Annotated in this window: 22 protein-coding genes; 7 read left to right on the top strand and 15 right to left on the bottom strand. The window is 71.1% G+C overall.

Annotated features, from left to right (window positions below; genetic code table 11):
* Positions 1–6: 6 nt before the first annotated feature.
* From ACFUNE_RS00725 to ACFUNE_RS00735, 3 genes are all read left to right on the top strand, one after another.
* On the top strand, positions 7–783 hold the full coding sequence (locus tag ACFUNE_RS00725) for a metal ABC transporter ATP-binding protein (RefSeq protein ID WP_383560708.1): 777 nt from the start codon (positions 7–9) through the stop codon (positions 781–783).
* The gene (locus ACFUNE_RS00730; RefSeq protein WP_383561659.1) at positions 783–1,682 is read left to right on the top strand and encodes a metal ABC transporter permease; all 900 of its coding nucleotides are present in this window, start codon (positions 783–785) and stop codon (positions 1,680–1,682) included. Before ACFUNE_RS00725 ends, ACFUNE_RS00730 begins: the two co-directional genes overlap by 1 nt.
* 65 nt (positions 1,683–1,747) lie before the next feature.
* Positions 1,748–2,182, top strand: coding sequence for a Fur family transcriptional regulator (locus tag ACFUNE_RS00735; protein ID WP_383560711.1), 435 nt, complete (start codon positions 1,748–1,750; stop codon positions 2,180–2,182).
* Between the two features lie 70 nt (positions 2,183–2,252).
* On the opposite strand, the gene ACFUNE_RS00740 is transcribed toward ACFUNE_RS00735, so the two are convergent.
* The 4 genes from ACFUNE_RS00740 to leuA all read right to left on the bottom strand — a co-directional run bounded on the left by ACFUNE_RS00740 (position 2,253) and on the right by leuA (position 6,670).
* Positions 2,253–3,065, bottom strand: coding sequence for an isoprenyl transferase (locus ACFUNE_RS00740; protein ID WP_383560714.1), 813 nt, complete (start codon positions 3,063–3,065; stop codon positions 2,253–2,255).
* Positions 3,066–3,087: 22 nt separating this feature from the next.
* On the bottom strand, positions 3,088–3,834 hold the full coding sequence (recO, locus tag ACFUNE_RS00745) for a DNA repair protein RecO (protein ID WP_383560716.1): 747 nt from the start codon (positions 3,832–3,834) through the stop codon (positions 3,088–3,090).
* Between the two features lie 138 nt (positions 3,835–3,972).
* The gene (locus ACFUNE_RS00750; protein WP_383560718.1) at positions 3,973–4,674 is read right to left on the bottom strand and encodes a TerB family tellurite resistance protein; all 702 of its coding nucleotides are present in this window, start codon (positions 4,672–4,674) and stop codon (positions 3,973–3,975) included.
* A gap of 202 nt (positions 4,675–4,876) precedes the next feature.
* Entirely contained in the window at positions 4,877–6,670 is a 1,794-nt protein-coding gene (gene leuA, locus ACFUNE_RS00755; protein ID WP_383560721.1) for a 2-isopropylmalate synthase, read from the bottom strand.
* A gap of 292 nt (positions 6,671–6,962) precedes the next feature.
* Here leuA and ACFUNE_RS00760 point away from each other — a divergent pair, with 292 nt between their 5' ends.
* Both ACFUNE_RS00760 and ACFUNE_RS00765 read left to right on the top strand, forming a co-directional pair.
* Complete coding sequence (locus tag ACFUNE_RS00760; protein WP_383560723.1) at positions 6,963–8,039, top strand: M4 family metallopeptidase; 1,077 nt, start codon at positions 6,963–6,965, stop codon at positions 8,037–8,039.
* Between the two features lie 63 nt (positions 8,040–8,102).
* Positions 8,103–8,369, top strand: a complete 267-nt coding sequence (locus tag ACFUNE_RS00765; RefSeq protein WP_383560725.1) for a protealysin inhibitor emfourin — start codon at positions 8,103–8,105, stop codon at positions 8,367–8,369.
* 122 nt (positions 8,370–8,491) lie between these two features.
* Here ACFUNE_RS00765 and era read toward each other — a convergent pair whose 3' ends face one another.
* From era to ACFUNE_RS00780, 3 genes are read right to left on the bottom strand one after another with little or no spacing between them, the layout of a single operon-like run.
* On the bottom strand, positions 8,492–9,466 hold the full coding sequence (gene era, locus ACFUNE_RS00770) for a GTPase Era (protein ID WP_383560727.1): 975 nt from the start codon (positions 9,464–9,466) through the stop codon (positions 8,492–8,494).
* A gap of 51 nt (positions 9,467–9,517) precedes the next feature.
* Complete coding sequence (locus tag ACFUNE_RS00775) at positions 9,518–9,871, bottom strand: cytidine deaminase (RefSeq protein ID WP_383560730.1); 354 nt, start codon at positions 9,869–9,871, stop codon at positions 9,518–9,520.
* Positions 9,872–9,920: 49 nt separating this feature from the next.
* Positions 9,921–10,844, bottom strand: a complete 924-nt coding sequence (locus tag ACFUNE_RS00780) for a helix-turn-helix transcriptional regulator (RefSeq protein ID WP_383560733.1) — start codon at positions 10,842–10,844, stop codon at positions 9,921–9,923.
* Positions 10,845–10,991: 147 nt separating this feature from the next.
* On the opposite strand from ACFUNE_RS00780, the gene ACFUNE_RS00785 reads away from it, so the two are divergent.
* Positions 10,992–12,410: an MFS transporter gene (locus ACFUNE_RS00785; protein WP_383560736.1), complete on the top strand. Its 1,419-nt coding sequence runs from the start codon at positions 10,992–10,994 to the stop codon at positions 12,408–12,410.
* A 28-nt stretch (positions 12,411–12,438) separates the two neighbouring features.
* Here ACFUNE_RS00785 and ACFUNE_RS00790 read toward each other — a convergent pair whose 3' ends face one another.
* The 5 genes from ACFUNE_RS00790 to ACFUNE_RS00810 form a co-directional block, all read right to left on the bottom strand.
* Complete coding sequence (locus ACFUNE_RS00790) at positions 12,439–12,792, bottom strand: MmcQ/YjbR family DNA-binding protein (protein WP_383560739.1); 354 nt, start codon at positions 12,790–12,792, stop codon at positions 12,439–12,441.
* On the bottom strand, positions 12,789–14,072 hold the full coding sequence (locus ACFUNE_RS00795; protein ID WP_383560742.1) for a hemolysin family protein: 1,284 nt from the start codon (positions 14,070–14,072) through the stop codon (positions 12,789–12,791). The genes ACFUNE_RS00790 and ACFUNE_RS00795 overlap by 4 nt, the downstream gene beginning before the upstream one ends.
* On the bottom strand, positions 14,069–14,566 hold the full coding sequence (ybeY, locus tag ACFUNE_RS00800; protein WP_099172499.1) for an rRNA maturation RNase YbeY: 498 nt from the start codon (positions 14,564–14,566) through the stop codon (positions 14,069–14,071). The genes ACFUNE_RS00795 and ybeY overlap by 4 nt, the downstream gene beginning before the upstream one ends.
* A gap of 12 nt (positions 14,567–14,578) precedes the next feature.
* Positions 14,579–15,601, bottom strand: coding sequence for a PhoH family protein (locus ACFUNE_RS00805; protein ID WP_383560746.1), 1,023 nt, complete (start codon positions 15,599–15,601; stop codon positions 14,579–14,581).
* A gap of 127 nt (positions 15,602–15,728) precedes the next feature.
* Complete coding sequence (locus ACFUNE_RS00810) at positions 15,729–16,832, bottom strand: carbohydrate kinase family protein (protein WP_383560749.1); 1,104 nt, start codon at positions 16,830–16,832, stop codon at positions 15,729–15,731.
* Between the two features lie 391 nt (positions 16,833–17,223).
* On the opposite strand from ACFUNE_RS00810, the gene ACFUNE_RS00815 reads away from it, so the two are divergent.
* Complete coding sequence (locus ACFUNE_RS00815; RefSeq protein ID WP_383560752.1) at positions 17,224–18,582, top strand: MFS transporter; 1,359 nt, start codon at positions 17,224–17,226, stop codon at positions 18,580–18,582.
* Here the strand turns inward: ACFUNE_RS00815 and ACFUNE_RS00820 are convergent.
* Genes ACFUNE_RS00820 through ACFUNE_RS00830 form a run of 3 tightly spaced genes read right to left on the bottom strand, consistent with a single transcriptional unit; the run spans position 18,546 to position 20,830 of the window.
* On the bottom strand, positions 18,546–19,538 hold the full coding sequence (locus ACFUNE_RS00820) for an adenosine deaminase (protein WP_383560753.1): 993 nt from the start codon (positions 19,536–19,538) through the stop codon (positions 18,546–18,548). The two genes, ACFUNE_RS00815 and ACFUNE_RS00820, sit on opposite strands and share 37 nt — an antisense overlap.
* Positions 19,539–19,548: 10 nt before the next feature.
* A complete protein-coding gene (locus ACFUNE_RS00825; RefSeq protein WP_383560756.1) occupies positions 19,549–20,457 on the bottom strand; it encodes a ribonuclease Z in 909 nt (302 codons plus the stop codon).
* Positions 20,458–20,470: 13 nt separating this feature from the next.
* Positions 20,471–20,830 carry a histidine triad nucleotide-binding protein gene (locus ACFUNE_RS00830; protein WP_383560759.1) on the bottom strand — a complete coding sequence of 120 codons (360 nt, stop codon included), beginning with the start codon at positions 20,828–20,830 and terminating at the stop codon, positions 20,471–20,473.
* Positions 20,831–20,849 lie beyond the last annotated feature (19 nt).

The raw sequence follows: 20,849 nt of genomic DNA on the forward strand, positions 1-20,849 counted from the left end.
GCGATCGTGCCCGAGCCCAGTACGCCAGAACCCGTGATCAGGATGCGCGGAGCCACGGCGACGCTCGGCTCGCGCCCGGTGCTGCGCGGTGTCGACCTCACCGTCCACCGCGGCGAGGTCGTGGCCCTGCTCGGGGCCAACGGCTCCGGCAAGTCCACCGCCGTCCGCTCCGTCATCGGGCAGGTGCCCCTCACCGGCGGCACCGTCGAACTGTTCGGCACACCGCTGCGCCGCTTCCGCACGTGGTCCCGCGTCGGTTACGTACCGCAGCGCACCACGGCGGCCGGGGGCGTCCCCGCCACGATCCGCGAGGTCGTCGCGTCCGGGCGGCTCTCACGTACGAAGTTCAGGCTTCCGGGCAGGGCGGACCGGGCGGCCGTGGACCGGGCGATCGAGCTCGTCGGCCTCTCCGACCGGGCCGGGGACTCCGTGAGCGCCCTCTCCGGCGGCCAGCACCAGAGGGTGCTGATCGCCCGCGCGCTCGTCGCCGAGCCCGAGGTGCTGATCATGGACGAGCCCATGGCCGGCGTCGACCTGGCCAGCCAGGAGATCCTCGCCACGACGCTCCGCGAGCAGGTCGCGGGCGGGGCGACGGTGCTGCTCGTCCTGCACGAGCTCGGCGCCCTGGAGCCCCTGATCGACCGGGCGATCGTCCTGCGCGACGGCTGCGTCATGCACGACGGACCGCCCCCCGAGGCCATGGGACAGCACGCGCTGCCCGGCCACGACCACGTACACCCCCACGCGGCCTCCGAGCCCGTCCGGACGGGACTGCTGAGCTGATCATGCTGGAATTCCTGAACCCCCCCTTCATGCAGCGGGCCCTGATCGCGGCCGTCCTGGTCGGCATCACCGCGCCCGCCATCGGCATCTACCTGGTCCAGCGCCGCCAGGCCCTGATGGGCGACGGCATCGGCCACGTCGCGATGACCGGTGTCGGCCTCGGCTTCCTGCTCTCCACCAACCCCGTCTGGATGGCGACGCTCGTCGCCGTGGCCGGTTCCGTCGTGATGGAACTGATCCGCTGGTACGGACGCACCCGGGGCGACATCGCCCTGGCCATGCTCTTCTACGGCGGCATGGCGGGCGGGGTGATGCTGATCAACCTCTCGGACACCGGCTCCAACGCCAACCTGACCTCGTACCTCTTCGGCTCCCTCTCGACGGTCTCCGAGGAGGACGTCGTCGCGATCGTCGCGCTGGCCGCCTTCGTCGTCCTGGTCACCGTGGGGCTGCGGCGGCAGCTGTTCGCGGTCAGCCAGGACGAGGAGTTCGCCCGGGTCACCGGGCTGCCGGTGCGCGTGCTCAACCTGCTGGTCGCCGTCACGGCCGCGATCACCGTCACCGTGGCGATGCGGGTCGTCGGCCTGCTTCTGGTCAGCGCACTGATGGTGGTGCCCGTCGCCGCCGCCCAGCAGATCGCGAAGTCCTTCAAGGTGACGTTCGTCCTGGCTGTCGTCATCGGTACGGCCGTCACCCTGGCCGGCACCGTGACCTCGTACTACCAGGACGTGCCGCCCGGGGCGACGATCGTGCTGCTGGCCATCGCCGCGTTCGTCCTGCTGACCGCGCTCGCCACGCCGCTGGCCCGCAGGCGCTCCAGGGAGCGGACGGACGAGGACGACCGGTGCACCCTTGAGGTACCGGCGGCCCGCCCGGCCCCGGACGACGTGCGGGTGTGACCGTGCCCCCCGGCAGGGCTGGCACAATGGCCCGACATACGTACGGGCGACACGAGGAGGCAGCTGTGGCGACGGCGCCGATCAGTGGCACGAACGCGGCTCCGGTACGCGGCCGGTCCACCCGGCAGCGGGCGGCGGTCGCGGCGGCGCTCGACGAGGTCGACGAGTTCCGCAGCGCCCAGGACCTGCACGACGTGCTCAAGCACCGGGGCGACTCCGTCGGACTGACCACGGTCTACCGCACGCTCCAGTCACTCGCCGACGCCGGCGAGGTCGACGTCCTGCGCACGACCGACGGCGAAGCCGTCTACCGGCGCTGCTCCACCGGTGACCACCATCACCACCTGGTCTGCCGCGTCTGCGGCAAGGCCGTCGAGGTCGAAGGGCCGGCCGTGGAGCAGTGGGCCGAGACCATCGCCTCGCAGCACGGCTACGTGAACGTGGCCCACACCGTGGAGATCTTCGGGACCTGCTCGGACTGCGCGGGCGCCGGGGACTGACCCCCGGGCCGGTGCGCCCGGCCCGGGAGGGGGTGGCCGCGCCCGGCGCGACCACCCCCTCCGCGCGGTTTCAGCCCTTCGTGATCTCCTCGGCGCCGCCGAAGCGCCGGTCGCGGCGGGCGAACTCCAGGCAGGCGTTCCAGAGGTCGCGGCGGTCGAAGTCCGGCCACAGGACGTCCTGGAAGACCATCTCGGCGTACGCGCTCTGCCAGATCAGGTAGTTGGACGTGCGCTGCTCGCCGCTGGGGCGCACGAAGAGGTCCACGTCCGGCATGTCCGGGTAGTAGGTGTACTTCGCGAACGTCTTCTCGTTGACCTTCGAGGGGTCGAGCTTCCCGGCCGCCACGTCCTCCGCGATGCGCTGCGCCGCGTCCGCGATCTCGGCCCGGCCGCCGTAGTTGACGCAGAAGTACAGCGTCAGCTTGTCGTTGTCCTTGGTCTGCTCCTGGGCGACCTGGAGCTCCTGGACGACGGACTTCCACAGCTTCGGCATGCGGCCGACCCAGCGGATACGGATGCCGAGCTCGTCCATCTCGTCGCGGCGGCGCCGGATGACGTCCCGGTTGAAGTTCATGAGGAACTTCACCTCGTCCGGCGAGCGCTTCCAGTTCTCCGTGGAGAACGCGTACAGCGAGAGGCTCTTGACGCCCATCTCGATGCAGCCCTTGAGGACGTCCATGACGACGCCCTCGCCGACCTTGTGGCCCTCGGTGCGCGGGAGGCCCCGCTCCTTGGCCCAGCGGCCGTTCCCGTCCATCACGACGGCGACGTGCTTGGGCACGAGCTCACCGGGGATCTTCGGCGGGGTGGCGCCGGAGGGGTGCGGCTCGGGGTTCTTGTACTCACGCCTGTTCCGGCCGCCGAGCATCCCGCGTACTGCCATGGGCTTCTCTCGTCTCCCTCTGTCACTTCTCTACGTACCGCAGCGAGCGCAGGCCGCGCTCCAGATGCCAGTGGAGGTAGGCGGACACCAGCCCGCTCCCCTCCCTGACATGACGCGCCTCGGACGCGTCCGCCGTCTCCCAGTCACCGGTGAGCAGGGCGCTCAGCAGTTCGACGGCCTCCGCCGAGGGTACGACGCTGCCGGGTACCCGGCAGTCGCCGCATATGACGCCGCCCGCCGCGACGGAGAAGAACCGGTTCGGTCCGGGCATTCCGCACCTGGCGCAGTCGTCGAAGCTGGGGGCGTAGCCGTTGACGGCGAGGGAGCGCAGCAGGAACGCGTCCAGGATGAGATTCGGCGCGTGTTCGGCTCGGGCGAGGGTGCGCAGTCCGCCGACGAGCAGGAGGTACTGCTGGACCGCGGGCTCGCCCTCGTGGTCGGTGAACCGCTCGGCGGTCTCCAGCATCGCGGTGCCCGCGGTGTAGCGGGCGTAGTCGGAGACGATCCCGCCGCCGTACGGGGCGATCGTCTCGCTCTGGGTGCACAGGGGGAGACCGCGGCCGACGAGCTCGCTGCCGCGTGCGAAGAACTGCACGTCCACGTGGGAGAAGGGTTCGAGCCGCGCCCCGAACTTGGACTTGGTGCGGCGCACCCCGCGCGCCACGGCACGCACCCGCCCGTGGCCGCGGGTCAGGATCGTGATGATCCGGTCGGCCTCGCCCAGCTTCTGCGTACGCAGCACGACGCCGTCGTCCCGGAACAAGCTCATGCGCCCATTGTCGCGTACCGGGGCACCGGGCCGGGAAGGGGCTCCAGGCCCCGTGTGGGGCACGGGGCGCAGCCGCCCGCCCGGGAGGCCCGCGGCGGGCTGCGAAGGCGTACGCGGGCCTCCCGGGCGGACGGAGGGCTACGAAGGCGTACGCGCCGCCTCGAGCAGCTTCGCGGTGTCGGCGGGGCAGAGCTGGAGCGCGCCGCCCACCGTGGTCAGCACCTCGCGCTCCGCCTGGCTGTACGGGCCGTCGGCGAGCGCGATCCTCGCGCCCCGCAGCAGCACCGCCTCACGGCCGGCGACGGCCAGGTGCGGGGCGAGGGGCTCCAGGACCTCGTGGAGCTCGATCGCGAGGGCGGCGCCGCACGCCTCGGCCGCCGGGCCGCTCCCGCCACCGGGTCCGGTGTCGGCGGCCAGCACCTCCACGATGGTGAAGAGCTGCTCCTGGCTGCAGTCGTCGAGCCCCGCGTCACGGACGGTGGCCGCGGCGGTCTCCAGGACCGTCCGGGAGGTGGTGCCGCCCGCGGCGAGCACGGCCAGCGTGACGGTGTGCACGGCCTCCCGCAGCATCGAGGAGAAGCGCGTGGTGGTGGGGTGGTCGAGTGCGTCCGGCGCGAAGTGCGTGCCGCAGGCGGCACATTCGACGACGGGCCCCGCACTGCCCCGGGCCAGCAACGGCAGACCGAGGACGGTGAGGCGGTGGCGGCCGTCGAGGCGCCGGTAGTTGCGGTCGCCCCCGCAGCACGGGCAGAAGAACTCGCCGTCACCCACGGTGTCCCAGACGGTGCGGATGCCGTAGATGCGCAGTCTTATGGCGCGTTGTCCTTTGGCTGTCCGCACGTCGCACACCTCCGTAACGCCACGGCAACATTGCCGCGTTGGACGTGATGTTAGCCACATGCGTGTTGCGGCGTCAGTATTCCTGATGTCACAACACCGGGATATGGCCGAACCCCGCCCACCCTGGACGGGTGAACGGGGCTCTCGGACCGTGCGGTTCAGCGGCGTATCGGACGTTTGTCCGCCATGCCGTGCGGCGGTGTCAGCGGGTCGCCCGGTTGACCGCGGAGACGACCGCCTTCAGCGAGGCACGCGTGGTGTTGGCGTCGATACCGATGCCCCACAGCACCTTGCCGTCGATCGCGCACTCGATGTAGGAGGCGGCCTGCGCGCTCGCGCCCTCGCTCATCGTGTGCTCGGTGTAGTCCAGCAGGCGGGCGTCGATGCCGATGGCCTGCAGCGCTTCGAAGAACGCCGAGATCGGGCCGTTGCCCGTGCCGGTCAGCACCGTGTCGGCGCCGTCGACGGTGGCCTCGACGGTGATCGTGTCCTGCCCGTCGGAACCGGTCGTCGTCTGGCCCGAGCGGATCTGGAGCCGCCCCCAGGCGTTCTCGGGGTTCGGCAGGTACTCGTCCGCGAAGGCCGACCAGATCTGCGCCGGCGTGACCTCGCCGCCCTCGGCGTCGGTCTTGGCCTGAATGATCCGGGAGAACTCGATCTGCATCCGGCGCGGCAGGTCCAGCTTGTGGTCGTTCTTCAGGACGTAGGCGATTCCGCCCTTGCCGGACTGCGAGTTGACCCGGATGACGGCCTCGTAGGAGCGGCCGACGTCCTTCGGGTCGATCGGCAGGTACGGCACCGCCCACTCGATGTCGTCGACGGTCTTCCCCTGGGCGGCCGCGTCGGCCTCCATGGCGTCGAAGCCCTTCTTGATGGCGTCCTGGTGGGAGCCGGAGAAGGACGTGTAGACCAGGTCGCCCGCGTAGGGGTGGCGCGGGTGGACCTCCATCTGGTTGCAGTACTCGCTGGTGCGGCGGATCTCGTCGATCTGCGAGAAGTCGATCTGCGGGTCGACGCCCTGCGAGAAGAGGTTCATGCCCAGGGTGACCAGGTCGACGTTGCCGGTGCGCTCGCCCTGGCCGAACAGGCAGCCCTCGATGCGGTCGGCGCCCGCCATGATCGCCAGCTCGGCGGCGGCGACGGCGGTGCCCCGGTCGTTGTGCGGGTGGACCGACAGGCAGACGTACTCGCGGCGGGTCAGGTGGCGCGACATCCACTCAAAGCGGTCCGCGTGGGTGGACGGCGTCGAACGCTCCACGGTGGCGGGCAGATTCAGGATGATCTCGCGGCCCTCCTCGGGCTGCCAGACGTCGCAGACCGCCTCGCAGACCTCCAGGGCGAAGTCCAGCTCGGTGTCGGTGAAGATCTCCGGGCTGTACTGGTAGCCGAAGATCGTCTCGTCGCCCAGGATCTTGTCCGCGTACTCCATGACCAGGCGGGTACCGTCCACGGCGATCTGCTTGACCTCCTCCTTCGAGCCGCGGAAGACCACGCGGCGGAAGGTGGGGGCCGTGGCGTTGTACAGGTGGACGGTGGCACGCCGTGCGCCGACCAGGGACTCGACGGTCCGCTCGATCAGTTCCTCGCGGGCCTGCGTCAGGACGGAGATCGTCACGTCCTCGGGGATCGCGCCCTCTTCGATGATCGAGCGCACGAAGGCGAAGTCGGTCTCACCGGAGGACGGGAAGCCGACCTCGATCTCCTTGTAGCCCATGCGTACGAGCAGGTCGAACATCTCGCGCTTGCGGGCCGGCGACATGGGGTCGATCAGGGCCTGGTTGCCGTCGCGCAGGTCGGTGGACAGCCAGCGGGGGGCCTGCGTGACGCGGTTGTCCGGCCAGGTGCGGTCGGAGATGTCCACGGCGTCGTAGCCGCGGTACTTGTGGACCGGCATTCCGGAAGGCTTCTGCAGCCGCTTCGCGTTCGTCACCGGCGTGGGGCCACCGACGGGGGTGGTGACGGCATCGGTGTGCGCGGGGGGATTCACTGCGGTCATGGCGTACGGCTCCTCTGAGGTCCAGCAGGGGCGGCCGACTGTGTCGCTGCAACAGCGAACTCCGCGGGGAGGGAGCCGGCCTACGACTACAGGCCCTCGCCGCGGCAGCTAAGAAGGAGCAGCCCGAAACGCATGATGCGGCAACACTAACCGAGGGACGCCTGATACGTCGGTCCGTATCAGTATGCGGGATCGGGCCGGCGTGAAGGCAGAACGGTGATACATCACTCTATTTCGTCAATCACGATCGCAACCAGTGACAGCGTGGTGACGGAGTGCCACAGTCATTTGCATGCAGCCTCGACCGAACAACGGGCTCCAGCCCGTCTTCTGCACCATCGTGCCGCCCCACGTCCTCGACAAGCTGTCCCAGGCCGACGACCCGCTCCTGGCCGATCCCGCACGGCGGACCCTGGAGGCCGACGCGGCCCGGCGCCACCACCGGCGGGTGACCGCGCTGGCCTGGACACCCCAGGCCGCCGGCACCTCCGCCCCGGTGCCCAGCAAGCCCCACCGCACCCTGTACGACTGCGGGCAGCGCACGTACCTGCCGGGCCGCAAGGTCCGCGACGAGGGCGACGAGCCCACCCAGGACGCCAGCGTCAACCGTGCCTACGCCGGGCTCGGCGCCACCTTCGACCTGCTGCTCACGGAGTACGGCCGCAGCTCGATCGACGGCAAGGGGCTGCCGCTCATCGGCTCCGTGCACTACGACGAGAAGTACAACAACGCGTTCTTCGACGGCGAGCAGATGGTCTTCGGGGACGGCGACGGGGAGATCTTCCTCGACTTCACCGTCGCCATCGACGTGATCGCCCACGAACTGGCCCATGGGCTCACCCAGTACACCGCCAACCTGGCGTACCAGGGCCAGTCGGGCGCGCTCAACGAGTCCGTGTCGGACGTCTTCGGCTCCCTGGTCAAGCAGTACTCGCTGGGCCAGAGCGCGGACCAGGGCGACTGGCTGATCGGCGCGGGGCTGCTCGCCCCCCGGGTCAGCGGCGTCGCCCTGCGCTCGATGAAGGCTCCGGGCACGGCGTACGACGACGACGTGCTCGGCAAGGACCCGCAGCCCGCGTCGATGGACGACTACGTCGAGACGGACGACGACAACGGCGGGGTCCACATCAACTCCGGCATCCCGAACCGCGCCTTCTACCTGCTGGCCACCGCGCTCGGCGGTAACGCCTGGGAGCGGGCCGGCCGGATCTGGTTCGACGTGCTGACCGGTGGCGAGCTGTCCCAGGACGCCTCGTTCACGGACTTCGCCAAGCTCACGGTCGCGGCCGCGCAGCACAGGTTCGGGGAGGGCGACGAGGCCGAGGCGGTCCTGAAGGCGTGGTCGGAGGTGGGCGTGCCGACCCGCTGACCGGGTAGATACGACGCGGAACCGTCCGAGCGGGGTCAGGGTGTCAGGCAGGAGCCGGTAGGCATGCGCATTCAGGTGAGCCGGACCGGCGGGTTCGCCGGCATCGCACGCCGCGGCGAGGTCGAGACCTCGGGCCGGCCCGACGCCGCGGAGTGGGAGTCCCTGGCCGAGACGGCACTCGCCGCCGGCCGGGGCGGCCCGCCCGCGGGAGTGCCGGACGGCTTTCGCTACCGGATCACGGTGGGCGACCGGACGGTCGACTGCGCGGACCCCCGGCTGACCGAGGCGCAGCGGACGCTGATCTCCCGGGTCCTGAAAGAGGGCGCGTAGACCCGGGTCCCCGCAAGCGCGTGGTCCCGGGTCCTCGGAGGCGCGTGATCCCACGTCCCCGCAGGCGCGTGGTCCCGGGCACTTCGGCGCCCTCCGGGCGGCCGGACCCGGGAGCCCGGTCTCTAGAAGCCCAGCTTGCGCAGCTGCTTCGGGTCTCGCTGCCAGTCCTTGGCGACCTTCACGTGCAGGTCCAGGAAGACCGGCGTGCCCAGCAGCGCTTCGATGTGCTTGCGCGACTTCGTGCCGACGTCCTTGAGCCGCTGCCCCTTCGGGCCGATGATGATGCCCTTCTGGCTGGGCCGCTCGATGTAGACGTTCGCGTGGATGTCCAGCAGCGGCTTGTCGGCCGGCCGGTCCTCGCGCGGCAGCATCTCCTCGACGACGACCGCGATGGAGTGCGGCAGCTCGTCCCGCACACCTTCGAGCGCGGCCTCACGGATGAGCTCGGCGACCATGACCATCTCGGGCTCGTCGGTGAGGTCGCCCTCCGGGTAGAGCGGGGGGCTCTCGGGCAGGAGCGGCGCGATGAGGTCGGCGAGCAGGCTCACCTGCTGGTCCTTGACCGCCGAGACCGGCACGATCTCGGCCCACTCGAAGCCGAGTTCGTCCGCCAGCGCGGAGACGGCGAGCAGCTGCTCGGCGAGCGCCTTGGACTCGACCAGGTCCGTCTTGGTGATGATCGCGATCTTCGGGGTCCTCTTGATCCCGGCGAGTTCCTTGATGATGAACTTGTCGCCGGGGCCGAGCTTCTGGTCGGCGGGCAGGCAGAAGCCGATGACGTCGACCTCGGCCCAGGTGGTCCGCACGACGTCGTTCAGCCGCTCCCCGAGCAGTGTGCGCGGCTTGTGGAGGCCGGGCGTGTCCACCAGGATCAGCTGGGCGTCGTCGCGGTGCACGATCCCCCGCACCGTGTGCCGGGTGGTCTGGGGGCGGTTGGAGGTGATCGCCACCTTCTGACCGACCAGAGCGTTCGTGAGGGTGGACTTGCCCGCGTTGGGGCGGCCCACGAAGCAGGCGAAGCCGGCCCGGTGGGGGGCGGTGTTCTCAGCCTGCTGCGCAGCAGCTTCTGTGTTCGGTCGAGCGCTCATGGCGCCCATTCTCCCCGATCCGGGGGGCGGCGTTGCACAGCAGGGCGCAGCCGCCCCGAATCAGCCCGCGGCGACCCTCGACCGGAGCGTGCCGTCGGGCCCCGCTAGCAGCACGGGCGTGTCCGGCCCGCCCAGGTCACGCACGGCGGCGCGGTCGGCGTCCGAGGCGGTGGCGGACTCGGAGACGACGGCCGCCGCCTCCAGGGACGTGGCGCCGCTGGCCACCGCCATCGCGACGGCGGTCTGCAGCGCGCTGAGCTTCAGCGACTCCAGCGCGACGGTGCCGGCGGCGTACGTACGCCCCGTCTCGTCCCGTACCGCAGCGCCCTCCGGCACCGCGTTGCGGGCGCGGACGCTGCGCGCCAGCGTGACGATCTTGCGGTCCTCGGGGCCGAGGTCGGTGCTCTCAGTCATGTGCTGAGCATACGAAGAGGGCGGGCACCTGCCGCACGACGGGGTCCGCTCATCCGGGGACGGGGTACATCGAGCCGCGTCGGCCCTCGGGCGAGTCCAGCCACTGGAGCTTGGCCTCCGTGCCGGTGTCGGGCAGCGGGGTGTGCAGGACGATCACCAGGTCCGGGCGGGCGGGCACCCGCAGCTGGGTGGACTCCACCGTCAGCGTGCCGACGAGCGGGTGCTGGAGCTCCTTGCGGACCTGTCCGCCCGGGACGACGTCGCGGCGGTCCCAGAGGGCGGCGAACTCGGGGCTGAGCTCCCTGGTCTCCTCGACCACGGCGCGGAAGCCCTCGTCCTCGGGGGAGTCCGAGCAGGCGGCCCTGTACTGGGCGACGACCTGGGAGGCGATGGTCTCCCAGTGCTTCGACCGGGCCCGGTACACCGGGTCGGTGAAGAAGGCGATCATGCAGTTCTGCACGATCCCGGGGCGCATGCCGAGGACCGCCGACGCCGCGTCGTTGTAGAGCACGGTGTTCCAGTAGCGGTCCATGATGTGGGCCGGGAAGGGCATCCAGGCGTCGATGAGCCTGCTCAGGCCCTCGCACATGTCCGTGTGCGCCGGGTCGACCTCCAGGGCGGGCGGGTTGAGGCCGGCCAGCACGTAGAGGTGGCGGCGCTCCGCGCTGCTGAGCCGCAGCACCCGGGCGACGGAGTCCAGGACCTGCGGCGAGACGGTGATGTCGCGGCCCTGCTCCAGCCACTGGTACCAGGAGACGCCGACCCCCGCGAGGACGGCGACCTCCTCCCGGCGGAGCCCGGGCGTGCGCCGGCGCGCCCCGCCGTCCGGCAGCCCCGCCTCGGCCGGGGTGACCCTGGCCCGTCGGCTCATCAGGAACTCGCGCAGTTCGCCGAGGCGGTGCGCTTTCTCGTCGGTGCCGGTCCGGGCCGTGGTGGTCCGGACCGCTCCGGTGTTCTGGGCCGGTGAAGCCACGTACTCCCCCTGGTGTGCGTGTGCGTGCCTGCCTGGTGTCCGTGTGCCGGGCTGCCCGGTGTGCGTGAGCGTGGCTGCCTGGTGGTACGGCCAACAGGATAAGTGGCGGCTCCCCACGGTTATTCCGGTGCATCCAGTCTGTGGGACATGGCGATCGAAACCCCAACTCCCGTGTCCGTCGGCACCGCCGACCCCGCTGCTGTCCCGGCTCCGCCCACGCTCTCCGGCCGGGCACGGCTGGTGCTCTTCGTGCTCTGCGCCGCCCAGTTCATGGTGGCGCTCGACTTCTCCGTGCTGAACGTCGCGCTGCCCGTCCTCGGTGAGGACCTGGGGCTGAGCCGGTCCGGGCTCCAGTGGGCCGTCACCGCGTTCGCGCTGCCCTCCGGCGGCTTCCTGCTGCTCTTCGGCCGGATCGCCGATCTCTACGGCAGGCGCAGGCTGTTCCTCTCCGGCCTCGCCGTCTTCGGGGCGTCGTCGCTCCTGGCGACGATGGCCTGGGACCCCGCGTCCTTCCTGGCGGGGCGGGCGCTGCAGGGGCTCGGAGCGGCCGTCATCGTGCCGACCGGCATGTCCCTGCTGACCACCACCTTCCCGGAGGGCCCGCTGCGGGACCGTGCCCTGGGCATCAGCGGCACGCTGCTCTCCCTCGGCTTCACCACCGGCATGGTGGCGGGCGGTGTGCTCACCGACACGCTGGGCTGGCGCTCCACGATGGGCCTGCTGAGCCTCGCCGCGGTGATCGTCCTGGTCCTGGCGCCGAAGCTGCTGACCGAGTCGCGCACCCCGGACCGGCCGAAGCTCGACGTGCCCGGCGCCGTCGCCGTCACCGGCGGTCTCCTCGCGCTGATCTACTCGCTGTCGACGGCGGCCGAGCGCGGCTTCGGTGGTACGGACGTGCGGATCACCCTCGCCCTGGGCGTGGCCCTGCTGGCCGCGTTCGTCGTCGTCGAGTCCCGCTCGGCGGCACCGCTGGTCTCCCTGCCGATGCTGCGGCGCCGTACGGTCGCGTTCGGCAACCTGGGCGGCCTGGTGACGTTCTCGATGATGAGCACCATCGTCTTCGTCCTGACCCTCTACCTCCAGGACCTGCTGGACCTCTCGGCCTTCGGCACGGGGCTCGTCTTCGGGGTCCAGGGCCTGGCATCGGTCGCCGCCGGGGTCTTCGCCCCGAAGGTGATCGGCCGGTTCGGCGCGCGCCGGGTGCTGGTGCTCTCCCTGCTCGGCCAGGGCCTGTTCATCGGGGCTCTGCTCGGCCTCGGCGAGGACTCGGGTGTCTGGCTGGCCACCGTGGCGGTGTCGCTGGCGAGCGCCTGCCACCTGGGCGCCATCATCGCCTACGGGCTGACGGTGACCTCCGGCGTCCCCGACGAGGAGCAGGGCCTGGCCACCGGTCTGGTCACCACGACCCAGCAGGTCGGCATCACGATCGGCATCCCGCTGCTGGGGGTCCTCGCGACCACGCAGGGTTCGTTGTTCGACGGCGTGCGGCTGGTGGTGACCGCCGCGGCGGTGATCCTCGTCGCGACGGGCCTCGTCGTGGGGGCGGGCCTGCGGCGGGCCTCCTGAGTGCCCTCCCACAGGCTCATGCCGGCGGCTACGGCCGGTCCAGGCGCAGCCGTTCCGCCTTGGGGAGCCCGGCCACCACCAGGTCGTAGCTGTCCTCCACGAGCTCCCGGACCATGCGGTCCGGGAGCTCGGCGAGCGTCACGGTGTTCCAGTGCCGCTTGTTGAGGTGCCAGCCGGGGACGATCCCGGCGTGCTCCTTGCGGAGCCGCAGCGCCTCGTCCGGATCGCACTTGAGGCTGACCTTCAGGAGCGGCGCGTCGAGCGCGCTGAGGGCGAACACCTTGCCCAGGACCTTGAAGACCGAGGCCTCGGGCCCGAAGGGGAACTCCTCCGTGCTCGCGTTGAACTCCAGGCAGAACGCGCGCAGCTCCTGGGGTGTCATGCCGCTTCCATTCCCTCCGGTTCGACCAGCACCGTGACGATCTTGTTCCTGCGGCCCGCCGGGGATTCCGCGGTGAGCCGGAGCTTGCGCCCGTCGGGGAGGTCGACGATCGAGGAGGCACCGGAGATGGGGACCCTCCCGAGCGCCTTCGCCAGCAGACCTCCGACGGTCTCCACGTCCTCGTCGTCGTAGGCGTCGAGGCCGAACAGCTCCCCGAGGTCTCCGATGTCGAGCCGGGCGGTCACCCGGAAGCAGCCGTTCTCCAGCTCCGTGACCGGCGGGAGTTCGCGGTCGTACTCGTCGGTGATCTCGCCGACGATCTCCTCGAGGATGTCCTCGATGGTGACGATGCCGGCCGTGCCGCCGTACTCGTCGATGACGACGGCGACATGGCTGCGGTCCTGCTGCATCTCGCGCAGCAGGTCTCCCGCGTTCTTCGTGTCGGGGACGAACGCGGCGGGACGCATCGCCGTGGAGACCAGGTCGGCCTCCGCCTCCCGGTTGATGTGGGTCTTGCGGACCAGGTCCTTGAGGTAGACGATCCCGACGATGTCGTCCTCGTTCTCCCCGGTGACCGGGATGCGGGAGAAGCCGGAGCGCAGCGCGAGGGTCAGTGCCTGCCGGACCGTCTTGTAGCGCTCGATGCAGACCAGGTCGGTGCGGGGCACCATGACCTCGCGCACGAGGGTGTCGCCGAGCTCGAAGACCGAGTGCACCATGCGGCGTTCGTCGTCCTCGATGAGCGACTCCTGCTCGGCGAGGTCGACCATCGCCCGCAGTTCGGCCTCGCTGGCGAAGGGGCCCTTGCGGAAGCCCTTGCCCGGGGTCAGCGCGTTGCCCAGGAGGATCAGCAGCTGCGGGACCGGCCCCATGATCCTGGCCAGCGGCAGCAGGACGTACGCCGCGGCCGTGGCGGTGTTCAGCGGGTGCTGGCGACCGATGGTGCGCGGCGAGACGCCGATGGCGACGTAGCTGACGAGGACCATGACCCCCATGGCGAGGGCCAGCGCCTGCCAGGTCTCCCGCAGTTCCTTGAGGCAGGCGTACGTGACGAGCACGCCGGCCGACATCTCGCATGCCACCCGGACCAGCAGGGCCACGTTGAGGTAGCGGGTCGGGTCGGCGGCGACCTGTTCCAGCTTGGCGCTCCCCCGGCGTCCCGCCCGCACGGCCTCGGCCGCGCGGAAGCTCGACGTACGCGCGATTCCGGCCTCGGCGCAGGCCGCGAGCCAGCCCACGACGATCAGCAGGACGGCGCCGGAGACGAGGGGGACGCTCACGAGACGGTGGGGGCGGGGGACGGGCCGGTCAGACCGCGCTCACCGCGCCAGCCGTCGACGATGGCCGCCTGGAGGCCGAACATCTCGGCCTTCTCGTCCGGCTCCTCGTGGTCGTACCCGAGGAGGTGCAGCACCCCGTGGACGGTGAGGAGCTGCAGCTCCTCGTCCATGGAGTGCTGCGTCTCGGCGTCCTCGCCCTGCTTCTTCGCGACCTCCGGGCAGAGCACGATGTCACCGAGGAGCCCCTGCGGGGGCTCCTCCTCGTCCTTGGCCGGGGGACGCAGCTCGTCCATCGGGAAGGACATGACGTCCGTCGGGCCGGGGAGATCCATCCACTGGATGTGGAGCTGCTCCATGGCGGCGGTGTCCACCACGATCACCGAGAGTTCGGACAGCGGGTGGATCCGCATCCGGGCGAGAGCGTAGCGGGCGATGTCGAGGATCGCCTGCTCGTCGACCTCGGTTCCGGACTCGTTGTTGACGTCGATCGACATGGTGCGCTGCGACTACTTCCCGTTGCGGCCGGTGCGGCCCTCTGCGTTGTCGTACTTCTCGTACGCGTCGACGATACGGCCGACGAGCTTGTGCCGGACGACATCCTCGGAGGTGAGCCTGGAGAAGTGGACGTCCTGGACGCCGTCGAGGATCTCCTGGACCTGACGGAGACCGCTCTTGGTGCCGGTGGGCAGGTCCACCTGGGTGACGTCACCGGTGACGACGATCTTCGAGTCGAAGCCGAGGCGGGTGAGGAACATCTTCATCTGCTCGGCGCTGGTGTTCTGTGCCTCGTCCAGAATGATGAACGCGTCGTTCAGAGTCCTGCCGCGCATATAGGCCAGCGGCGCGACCTCGATCGTGCCCGCGGCCATGAGCCGGGGGATGGAGTCGGGGTCGAGCATGTCGTGCAGGGCGTCGTAGAGCGGGCGCAGATACGGGTCGATCTTGTCGAAGAGCGTGCCGGGCAGGAAGCCGAGCCGCTCCCCCGCCTCGACGGCGGGCCTGGTCAGGATGATCCGGCTGACCTGCTTGGACTGCAGGGCCTGGACCGCCTTGGCCATGGCGAGATAGGTCTTCCCGGTGCCTGCGGGACCGATGCCGAAGACGATGGTGTGCTTGTCGATCGCGTCGACGTACCGCTTCTGGTTCAGCGTCTTGGGGCGGATCGTGCGGCCGCGGCTGGAGAGGATGTTCTGGGTGAGCACCTCGGCGGGGGTCTCGGCACCGTCCCCGTCGCCGGTGCCGGCCGCCCTGAGCATGGCGATCGAGCGTTCCACAGCGTCCTCCGTCATCGGCTGCCCGGTGCGGAGCACCAGCACCATCTCGTCGAAAAGGCGCTGGATCAGCGCGGTGTCCGCCGCGCTTCCAGTCGCGCTTATCTCGTTGCCCCGGACATGGATGTCGACGGCCGGGAACGCCGTTTCGATCACGCGCAGCAGGGAATCGCCCGACCCCAGGAGCATCACCATGGGGTGTGCGGCCGGAATGCTGATCCGGGCCCGCGCCTGCGGATGTGTAGGTGACTGAGTCATGGGCCGGCCCTCGGGCCTGCGCATACCTCCCGTTGCAGGGCTGTCGCTGCTCGACCGCCTCTGGAGTACCAGCGTACGACTCCCCACCGACAACGCCGAGGGGTTTTACCCGGTGATCATCAGCCCTTCACTGCCGGAAGCCGATGGTCGGGACGGCCCGGCGCAGGGGCCAGTCCCTGCTCGTCGCGGGCAGCAGCTCCTCCAGGAAGGCGTAGCGCTCCAGCGCCGCCGGGTCCTGGTCGGCGCAGGTGCGCACCTGCTGCCACCAGCCCGCGATCTCCGCCCATCCGGGTGCGGACAGTGATCCGCCGAACTCCTGCACGGACAGGGCGGCGGTGAGCCCGGCGAACGCGAGGCGGTCGGCGAGCGGCCAGCCGGCCAGTGTCCCGGTGACGAATCCGGCGACGAAGACGTCGCCCGCTCCGGTGGGGTCCAGGGCCTCCACCTCGATGGCGGGCACCTCGGCGGCCGTCCCGGTCGCCCGGTCCACCGCGTAGGCACCCTCCGCACCCAGGGTGACGACGGCCAGGGGCACGCGCTCGGCCAGGGCGTGGGCGGCGGCTCGCGGGCAGTCGGTGCGGGTGTAGCGCATGGCCTCCTCGGCGTTGGGCAGGAAGGCCAGGCAGTGCCCGAGGTCGGGCAGGGCGTCCAGGTCCCAGCGGCCGGTCTCGTCCCAGCCGACGTCGGCGAAGACCATCGCGCCGTTCCGGGCCGCCCCGGCGACCCAGGGCTCGCTGCGGCCCGGGGTCAGCGAGGCGACGGCGGCGCGGGCGCGCGGCGGACAGTGCGGGAGGGTGCGGCCGGGCACCGCGGAGGGGGCGGGGGCCGGGGCCTCGTGGCCGTGCGAGACCATGGTCCGCTCGCCCTCGTAGGCCATGGAGACGGTGACGGGCGAGTGCCAGCCCGGGACCGTGCGCGACATCGACAGGTCGATGCCCTCGCCCTGTTCGAGGGCGTCCCAGCAGTACTCGCCGTAGTGGTCGTCACCGAACGCCGCGGCCAGCGAGGTGTGCAGGCCGAGCCGGGCGAGCGCGGTCGCCATGTTGGCGACGCCCCCGGGGCTGGAACCCATCCCCCGGGCCCAGGACTCCGTCCCGCGGACCGGGGCGCTGTCCAGCCCGGTGAAGATGATGTCCAGGAATACCGTGCCGGTCAGGAAGACATCGCAGGCCGGGTCCTGCGGGGCGCGCAGCCCGAGCAGCGGATCGATGCCTGGATTAGCTGTACTCACCGTGCGCTCCCCGGCCTCGGCAGATTCTGAACCTCGCGAGTTCCGGCCAGTGTGCCGGATTCACCCCCGCATCCGGAGGGTCCGCGCCGCACCACCCAAACTCACTCCCACCTGCATAAACATGCGCTGCTACCCGGCCTGATCCTGCATAAACACATACGTGACCCAGATCACATCGGGTCGGCTTTCCGTCGCCTGCGCGCGCTTGATACAAATTGCCCCGCGAGCACCGTTCGGGACAGTGGACGACGAGTGCCGCTTCTCCCGCGTTTCCCCGCTTTCCTCGCTGTACCCTCCCCTGCCTCCATTCGCCGTACCCTCCCCTGCCCCAACCCCGCTCTGCCCTCCCCTGCCTTCTTCTGCCTCCTCAGGCATGTCTTCAGGAACGCCCATGTCCTCGCGCCCCCGCGCCGCGTGGCCCCTGGTCGCCGTGTTCACCGCCGGTTACCTCGCCGCCTATCTGCTCCCCACCATCGTCGGCCGCCTCACCACCTATCTGGGGCTCAGCTCGGCCCAGGCCGGTCTGGTCGGCAGCGCCCTCCTCCTCAGCTCGGCGTCGGCCGGCTTCGCGCTGGCCGGACGCGTCGAGAGATACGGCTCGCGGAGACCGGCGCGCGCGGGACTGCTGCTCGCCGCCCTCGGCTACGGCTGTGCGGCGCTGACCACCTCGGTGCCGCTGGTCGTCGCGGGCGTCGTGGTCGGCGGCTTCGGCTCCGGCGCGGCGACCGCCGTCGCGGCGTCGGGCATCGCGGCCCAGCACGATCCGCACCGGACCTCGTCGCTCGGGCTGCTGAGCGTCTCGGCGACGGCGGGCGCCCTCTACCTGACGATCCCTCACCTGAGCGGTGGCCACCGACTGCCGTTCGCCTCCATCGCGCTGGTCGCCCTGCTCGTCTGGCCCGCCACCTCCCGGCTGGGGGGCTCCGCACCCGTCAGCGGGACGTCGTCGGTGCAGGGACGGCTGCCGCACCGGCGGTCGGGTCTGGTGCTGGCGGGCGGAATGCTCGTCTGGTCCATGGCGCAGAACGCCCTGTGGGGTGTGAGCAGCAGCATCGGCGCCGTCCAGGTCGGCCTCTCCGAGGTGACCATCGGCGCCGTGTTCGCCGCCGCACTGGGAGCGGGACTGCTGGGCGTCATGGGCGCCGGGATGCTCGGTGCCCGGCTCGGGCGTGCCGTGCCGATCGGTCTCGGCACGATGATCATCGCCGGGAGCATCGTGCTCAGCTCCTCCGCCGACGACCTGGGGTCGTTCGCGACCGGTGAGATCGCGTGGAACACCTTCTACCCGGTGGTCCTGTCCTACCTGATCGGCCTGGCGGCGTCGCTGGACGTGCGCGGCCGCTGGGCGGTCCTCGCCGGCTCGGCGTCCTCCGTCGGTACGGCCTGCGGCCCCCTGCTCGGCAGCGTGCTCTCCGAGCAGGCCGGCTACGCGGTGATGGGCCTGATCCTGGGGGCCGCCACGCTCCTGGTCGCGGCCCCCGTCACCGCCGTGGCACTGCACACCGGCGGACGCCCGCTGGTTCCGGGCTCCGTCCGGCGCAGGGGCGGCGCCCCTGCCGCACTGCTCGCCGCCACGACCAACAGCCTGTCCGGCGCCGTTCCCAAGCTGGGCGCGCCGGAGCAGGCGGTGGCCGAGATCAGCGTCCCGGCGCTGCGGCGCAGGAGGCTGGTGCGGAGTGCGATCCGGACCGCGGGACCGGCCGGAGAGGCCGGTCAGTCGAACGCGTACGCCTCGACCTCGGAGAGGTAGCGCGCCCTGCGCTCCTCGTCGTGGTCGAGGAAGGCCGCCTCGAAGGAGTTGCGGGCCAGGGTGCGCAGCTGCTCGCGGTCCAGACCGAGCGCCTCGTGCACGGCGTGGAAGGTGTCTCCGACGTATCCGCCGAAGTAGGCCGGGTCGTCGGAGTTCACCGTGCAGAGCAGGCCCGCGTCCATCATCGACCGCAGCGGGTGCTGCTCCAGGACGTCGATGGCCCGCAGCCGCACGTTGGAGAGCGGGCACAGCGTCAGCGGGATCCGCTCGGAGACCAGCCGGTCCACCAGCTCCGGGTCCTCCATGCAGCGCAGGCCGTGGTCGATCCGTTCGACGCCGAGGACGTCCAGGGCCTCCCGGATGTACTCCGGGGGGCCCTCCTCGCCGGCGTGGGCGACCTTGCGCAGGCCGAGGGCCGTGGCCGCCGCGTAGACCTCGCGGAACTTCGCGGGCGGGTGGCCGACCTCCGCGGAGTCGAGGCCGATGCCGCTGATGCGGCGCAGGTACGGCTTCGCGGCCTCCAGCGTCTCCAGGGCCGACTCGGCGGACTTGTCGCGCAGGAAGCACATGATGAGCTGGGTGGAGATGCCGTGCGTCTCCTCGCTGCGGTCCAGCGCCCTGCCGAGCCCTTCGACGACGGTGCCGATCGGGACGCCGCGGTCGGTGTGGGCCTGCGGGTCGAAGAAGATCTCCGCGTGCCGGACGCCCTGGGCGGCGGCGCGGGCGAGGTAGGCGTCGGCCAGCTCGGCGAAGTCCTCCTCGGTGCGCAGCACCGCCATCAGGGCGTAGTACAGGTCGAGGAAGCTCTGGAGGTCCTCGAACAGGTAGGCCTTGCGCAGCTCTTCGGTGTCCGCGTAGGGCAGGTCCACGCCGTTGCGTGCGGCGAGGGCGAAGGCCAGCTCGGGTTCGAGGGTCCCCTCGATGTGGAGGTGGAGTTCGGCTTTGGGGAGGTGCACGGGGTTCTCGTTACGTGTGGCGGGTGGGGACCGGGACCCTGATCAGGTCCTGGGCGATGGTCAGTTCGCCTTCGAAGCCGGCCGCCCTGGCCTGCTGCTCGAAGACTTCCGGGTCGCTGTAGCGCTGGGAGAAGTGCGTCAGCACGAGGTGCCGCACGCCCGACTCCTTCGCCACCCGGGCCGCCTGGCCGGCGGTGAGGTGGCCGTGGTCGGCGGCGAGCCCGCCGTCCTCGTCGAGGAAGGTCGACTCGATGACCAGCATGTCGCATCCCTCGGCGAGCGCGAACGCGCCGTCGCAGAGCCGGGTGTCCATGACGAAGGCGAAGCGCTGTCCGCGGCGGGTCTCGGAGACCTCCTCCAGCGGGATGCCGCGCAGGGCGCCGTCCCGCTGGATCCGCCCGACGTCGGGTCCGCCGATGCCGTGCTCGGCCAGTCTCGCGGGCAGCATGCGCAGCCGGTCGGGCTCGGTGAGGCGGTAGCCGTAGGACTCGACGGGGTGCGAGAGGCGGTGGCTGTCGAGGGTGTACGCCCCGGTGGTGGCGAGGACGCCGTCGGCGGTGACCGGGGCCTCGGTGAGCTCGACGGACTCGCGGTAGGCGGTCGCGTACCGCAGCCGGTCGAAGAAGCGCTGTCCGCTCGCCGGGAAGTGGGCGGTGACGGGGTGCGGGACCTGGTCGAGGTTGATCCGCTGGATCACGCCGGCCAGGCCCAGCGCGTGGTCGCCGTGGAAGTGGGTGACGCAGATGCGGTTGATGTCGTGCGCGGCGACGCCCGCCCTCAGCATCTGGCGCTGGGTCCCCTCGCCGGGATCGAAGAGGATGCCCTCACCGTCCCACCGCAGCAGGTAGCCGTTGTGGTTGCGGTGGCGGGTCGGCACCTGGCTGGCGGTGCCGAGGACCACGAGTTCTCGTACGGACACGGGTGCGGCCTGCCTAGCCGGGGGGCCACTGCATCCCGCGGCCGCCCAGGACGTGGGCGTGTGCGTGGAACACGGTCTGCCCGGCGCCCGCACCGGTGTTGAGGACGATGCGGTAGCCGCTCTCGGTGATCTTCTCGTCGTCGGCGACCAGACCGGCCTCACGCAGCACGTCCGCGGCGATCCGCGGTTCGGCGGCGGCGAGCGAGGCGGCGTCCGGGTAGTGCGCCTTGGGGATGACCAGGACGTGGGTCGGGGCCTGGGGGTTTATGTCGCGGAAGGCGACGGTCGTCTCGCTCTCGCGGACGACGGTCGCCGGGATGTCCCCGGTAACGATCTTGCAGAACAGGCAGTCGGTCTGCGGCTCTCCCGCCATGGCCCGGCCTCCTCGGTCG

The sequence above is a fragment of the Streptomyces sp. NPDC057287 genome (assembly GCF_042667905.1).
In the GTDB taxonomy this organism is placed as follows: domain Bacteria; phylum Actinomycetota; class Actinomycetes; order Streptomycetales; family Streptomycetaceae; genus Streptomyces.

Bases quoted from the DNA above. Each gene is read 5' to 3' on its own strand.
- ACFUNE_RS00740 (WP_383560714.1), bottom strand. From the start codon at position 3,065: ATGGCAGTACGCGGGATGCTCGGCGGCCGGAACAGGCGTGAGTACAAG.
- recO (WP_383560716.1), bottom strand. From the start codon at position 3,834: ATGAGCTTGTTCCGGGACGACGGCGTCGTGCTGCGTACGCAGAAGCTG.
- leuA (WP_383560721.1), bottom strand. From the start codon at position 6,670: ATGACCGCAGTGAATCCCCCCGCGCACACCGATGCCGTCACCACCCCC.
- ACFUNE_RS00760 (WP_383560723.1), top strand. From the start codon at position 6,963: ATGCAGCCTCGACCGAACAACGGGCTCCAGCCCGTCTTCTGCACCATC.
- ACFUNE_RS00765 (WP_383560725.1), top strand. From the start codon at position 8,103: ATGCGCATTCAGGTGAGCCGGACCGGCGGGTTCGCCGGCATCGCACGC.
- era (WP_383560727.1), bottom strand. From the start codon at position 9,466: ATGGGCGCCATGAGCGCTCGACCGAACACAGAAGCTGCTGCGCAGCAG.
- ACFUNE_RS00775 (WP_383560730.1), bottom strand. From the start codon at position 9,871: ATGACTGAGAGCACCGACCTCGGCCCCGAGGACCGCAAGATCGTCACG.
- ACFUNE_RS00785 (WP_383560736.1), top strand. From the start codon at position 10,992: ATGGCGATCGAAACCCCAACTCCCGTGTCCGTCGGCACCGCCGACCCC.
- ACFUNE_RS00790 (WP_383560739.1), bottom strand. From the start codon at position 12,792: ATGACACCCCAGGAGCTGCGCGCGTTCTGCCTGGAGTTCAACGCGAGC.
- ybeY (WP_099172499.1), bottom strand. From the start codon at position 14,566: ATGTCGATCGACGTCAACAACGAGTCCGGAACCGAGGTCGACGAGCAG.
- ACFUNE_RS00805 (WP_383560746.1), bottom strand. From the start codon at position 15,601: ATGACTCAGTCACCTACACATCCGCAGGCGCGGGCCCGGATCAGCATT.
- ACFUNE_RS00815 (WP_383560752.1), top strand. From the start codon at position 17,224: ATGTCCTCGCGCCCCCGCGCCGCGTGGCCCCTGGTCGCCGTGTTCACC.
- ACFUNE_RS00830 (WP_383560759.1), bottom strand. From the start codon at position 20,830: ATGGCGGGAGAGCCGCAGACCGACTGCCTGTTCTGCAAGATCGTTACC.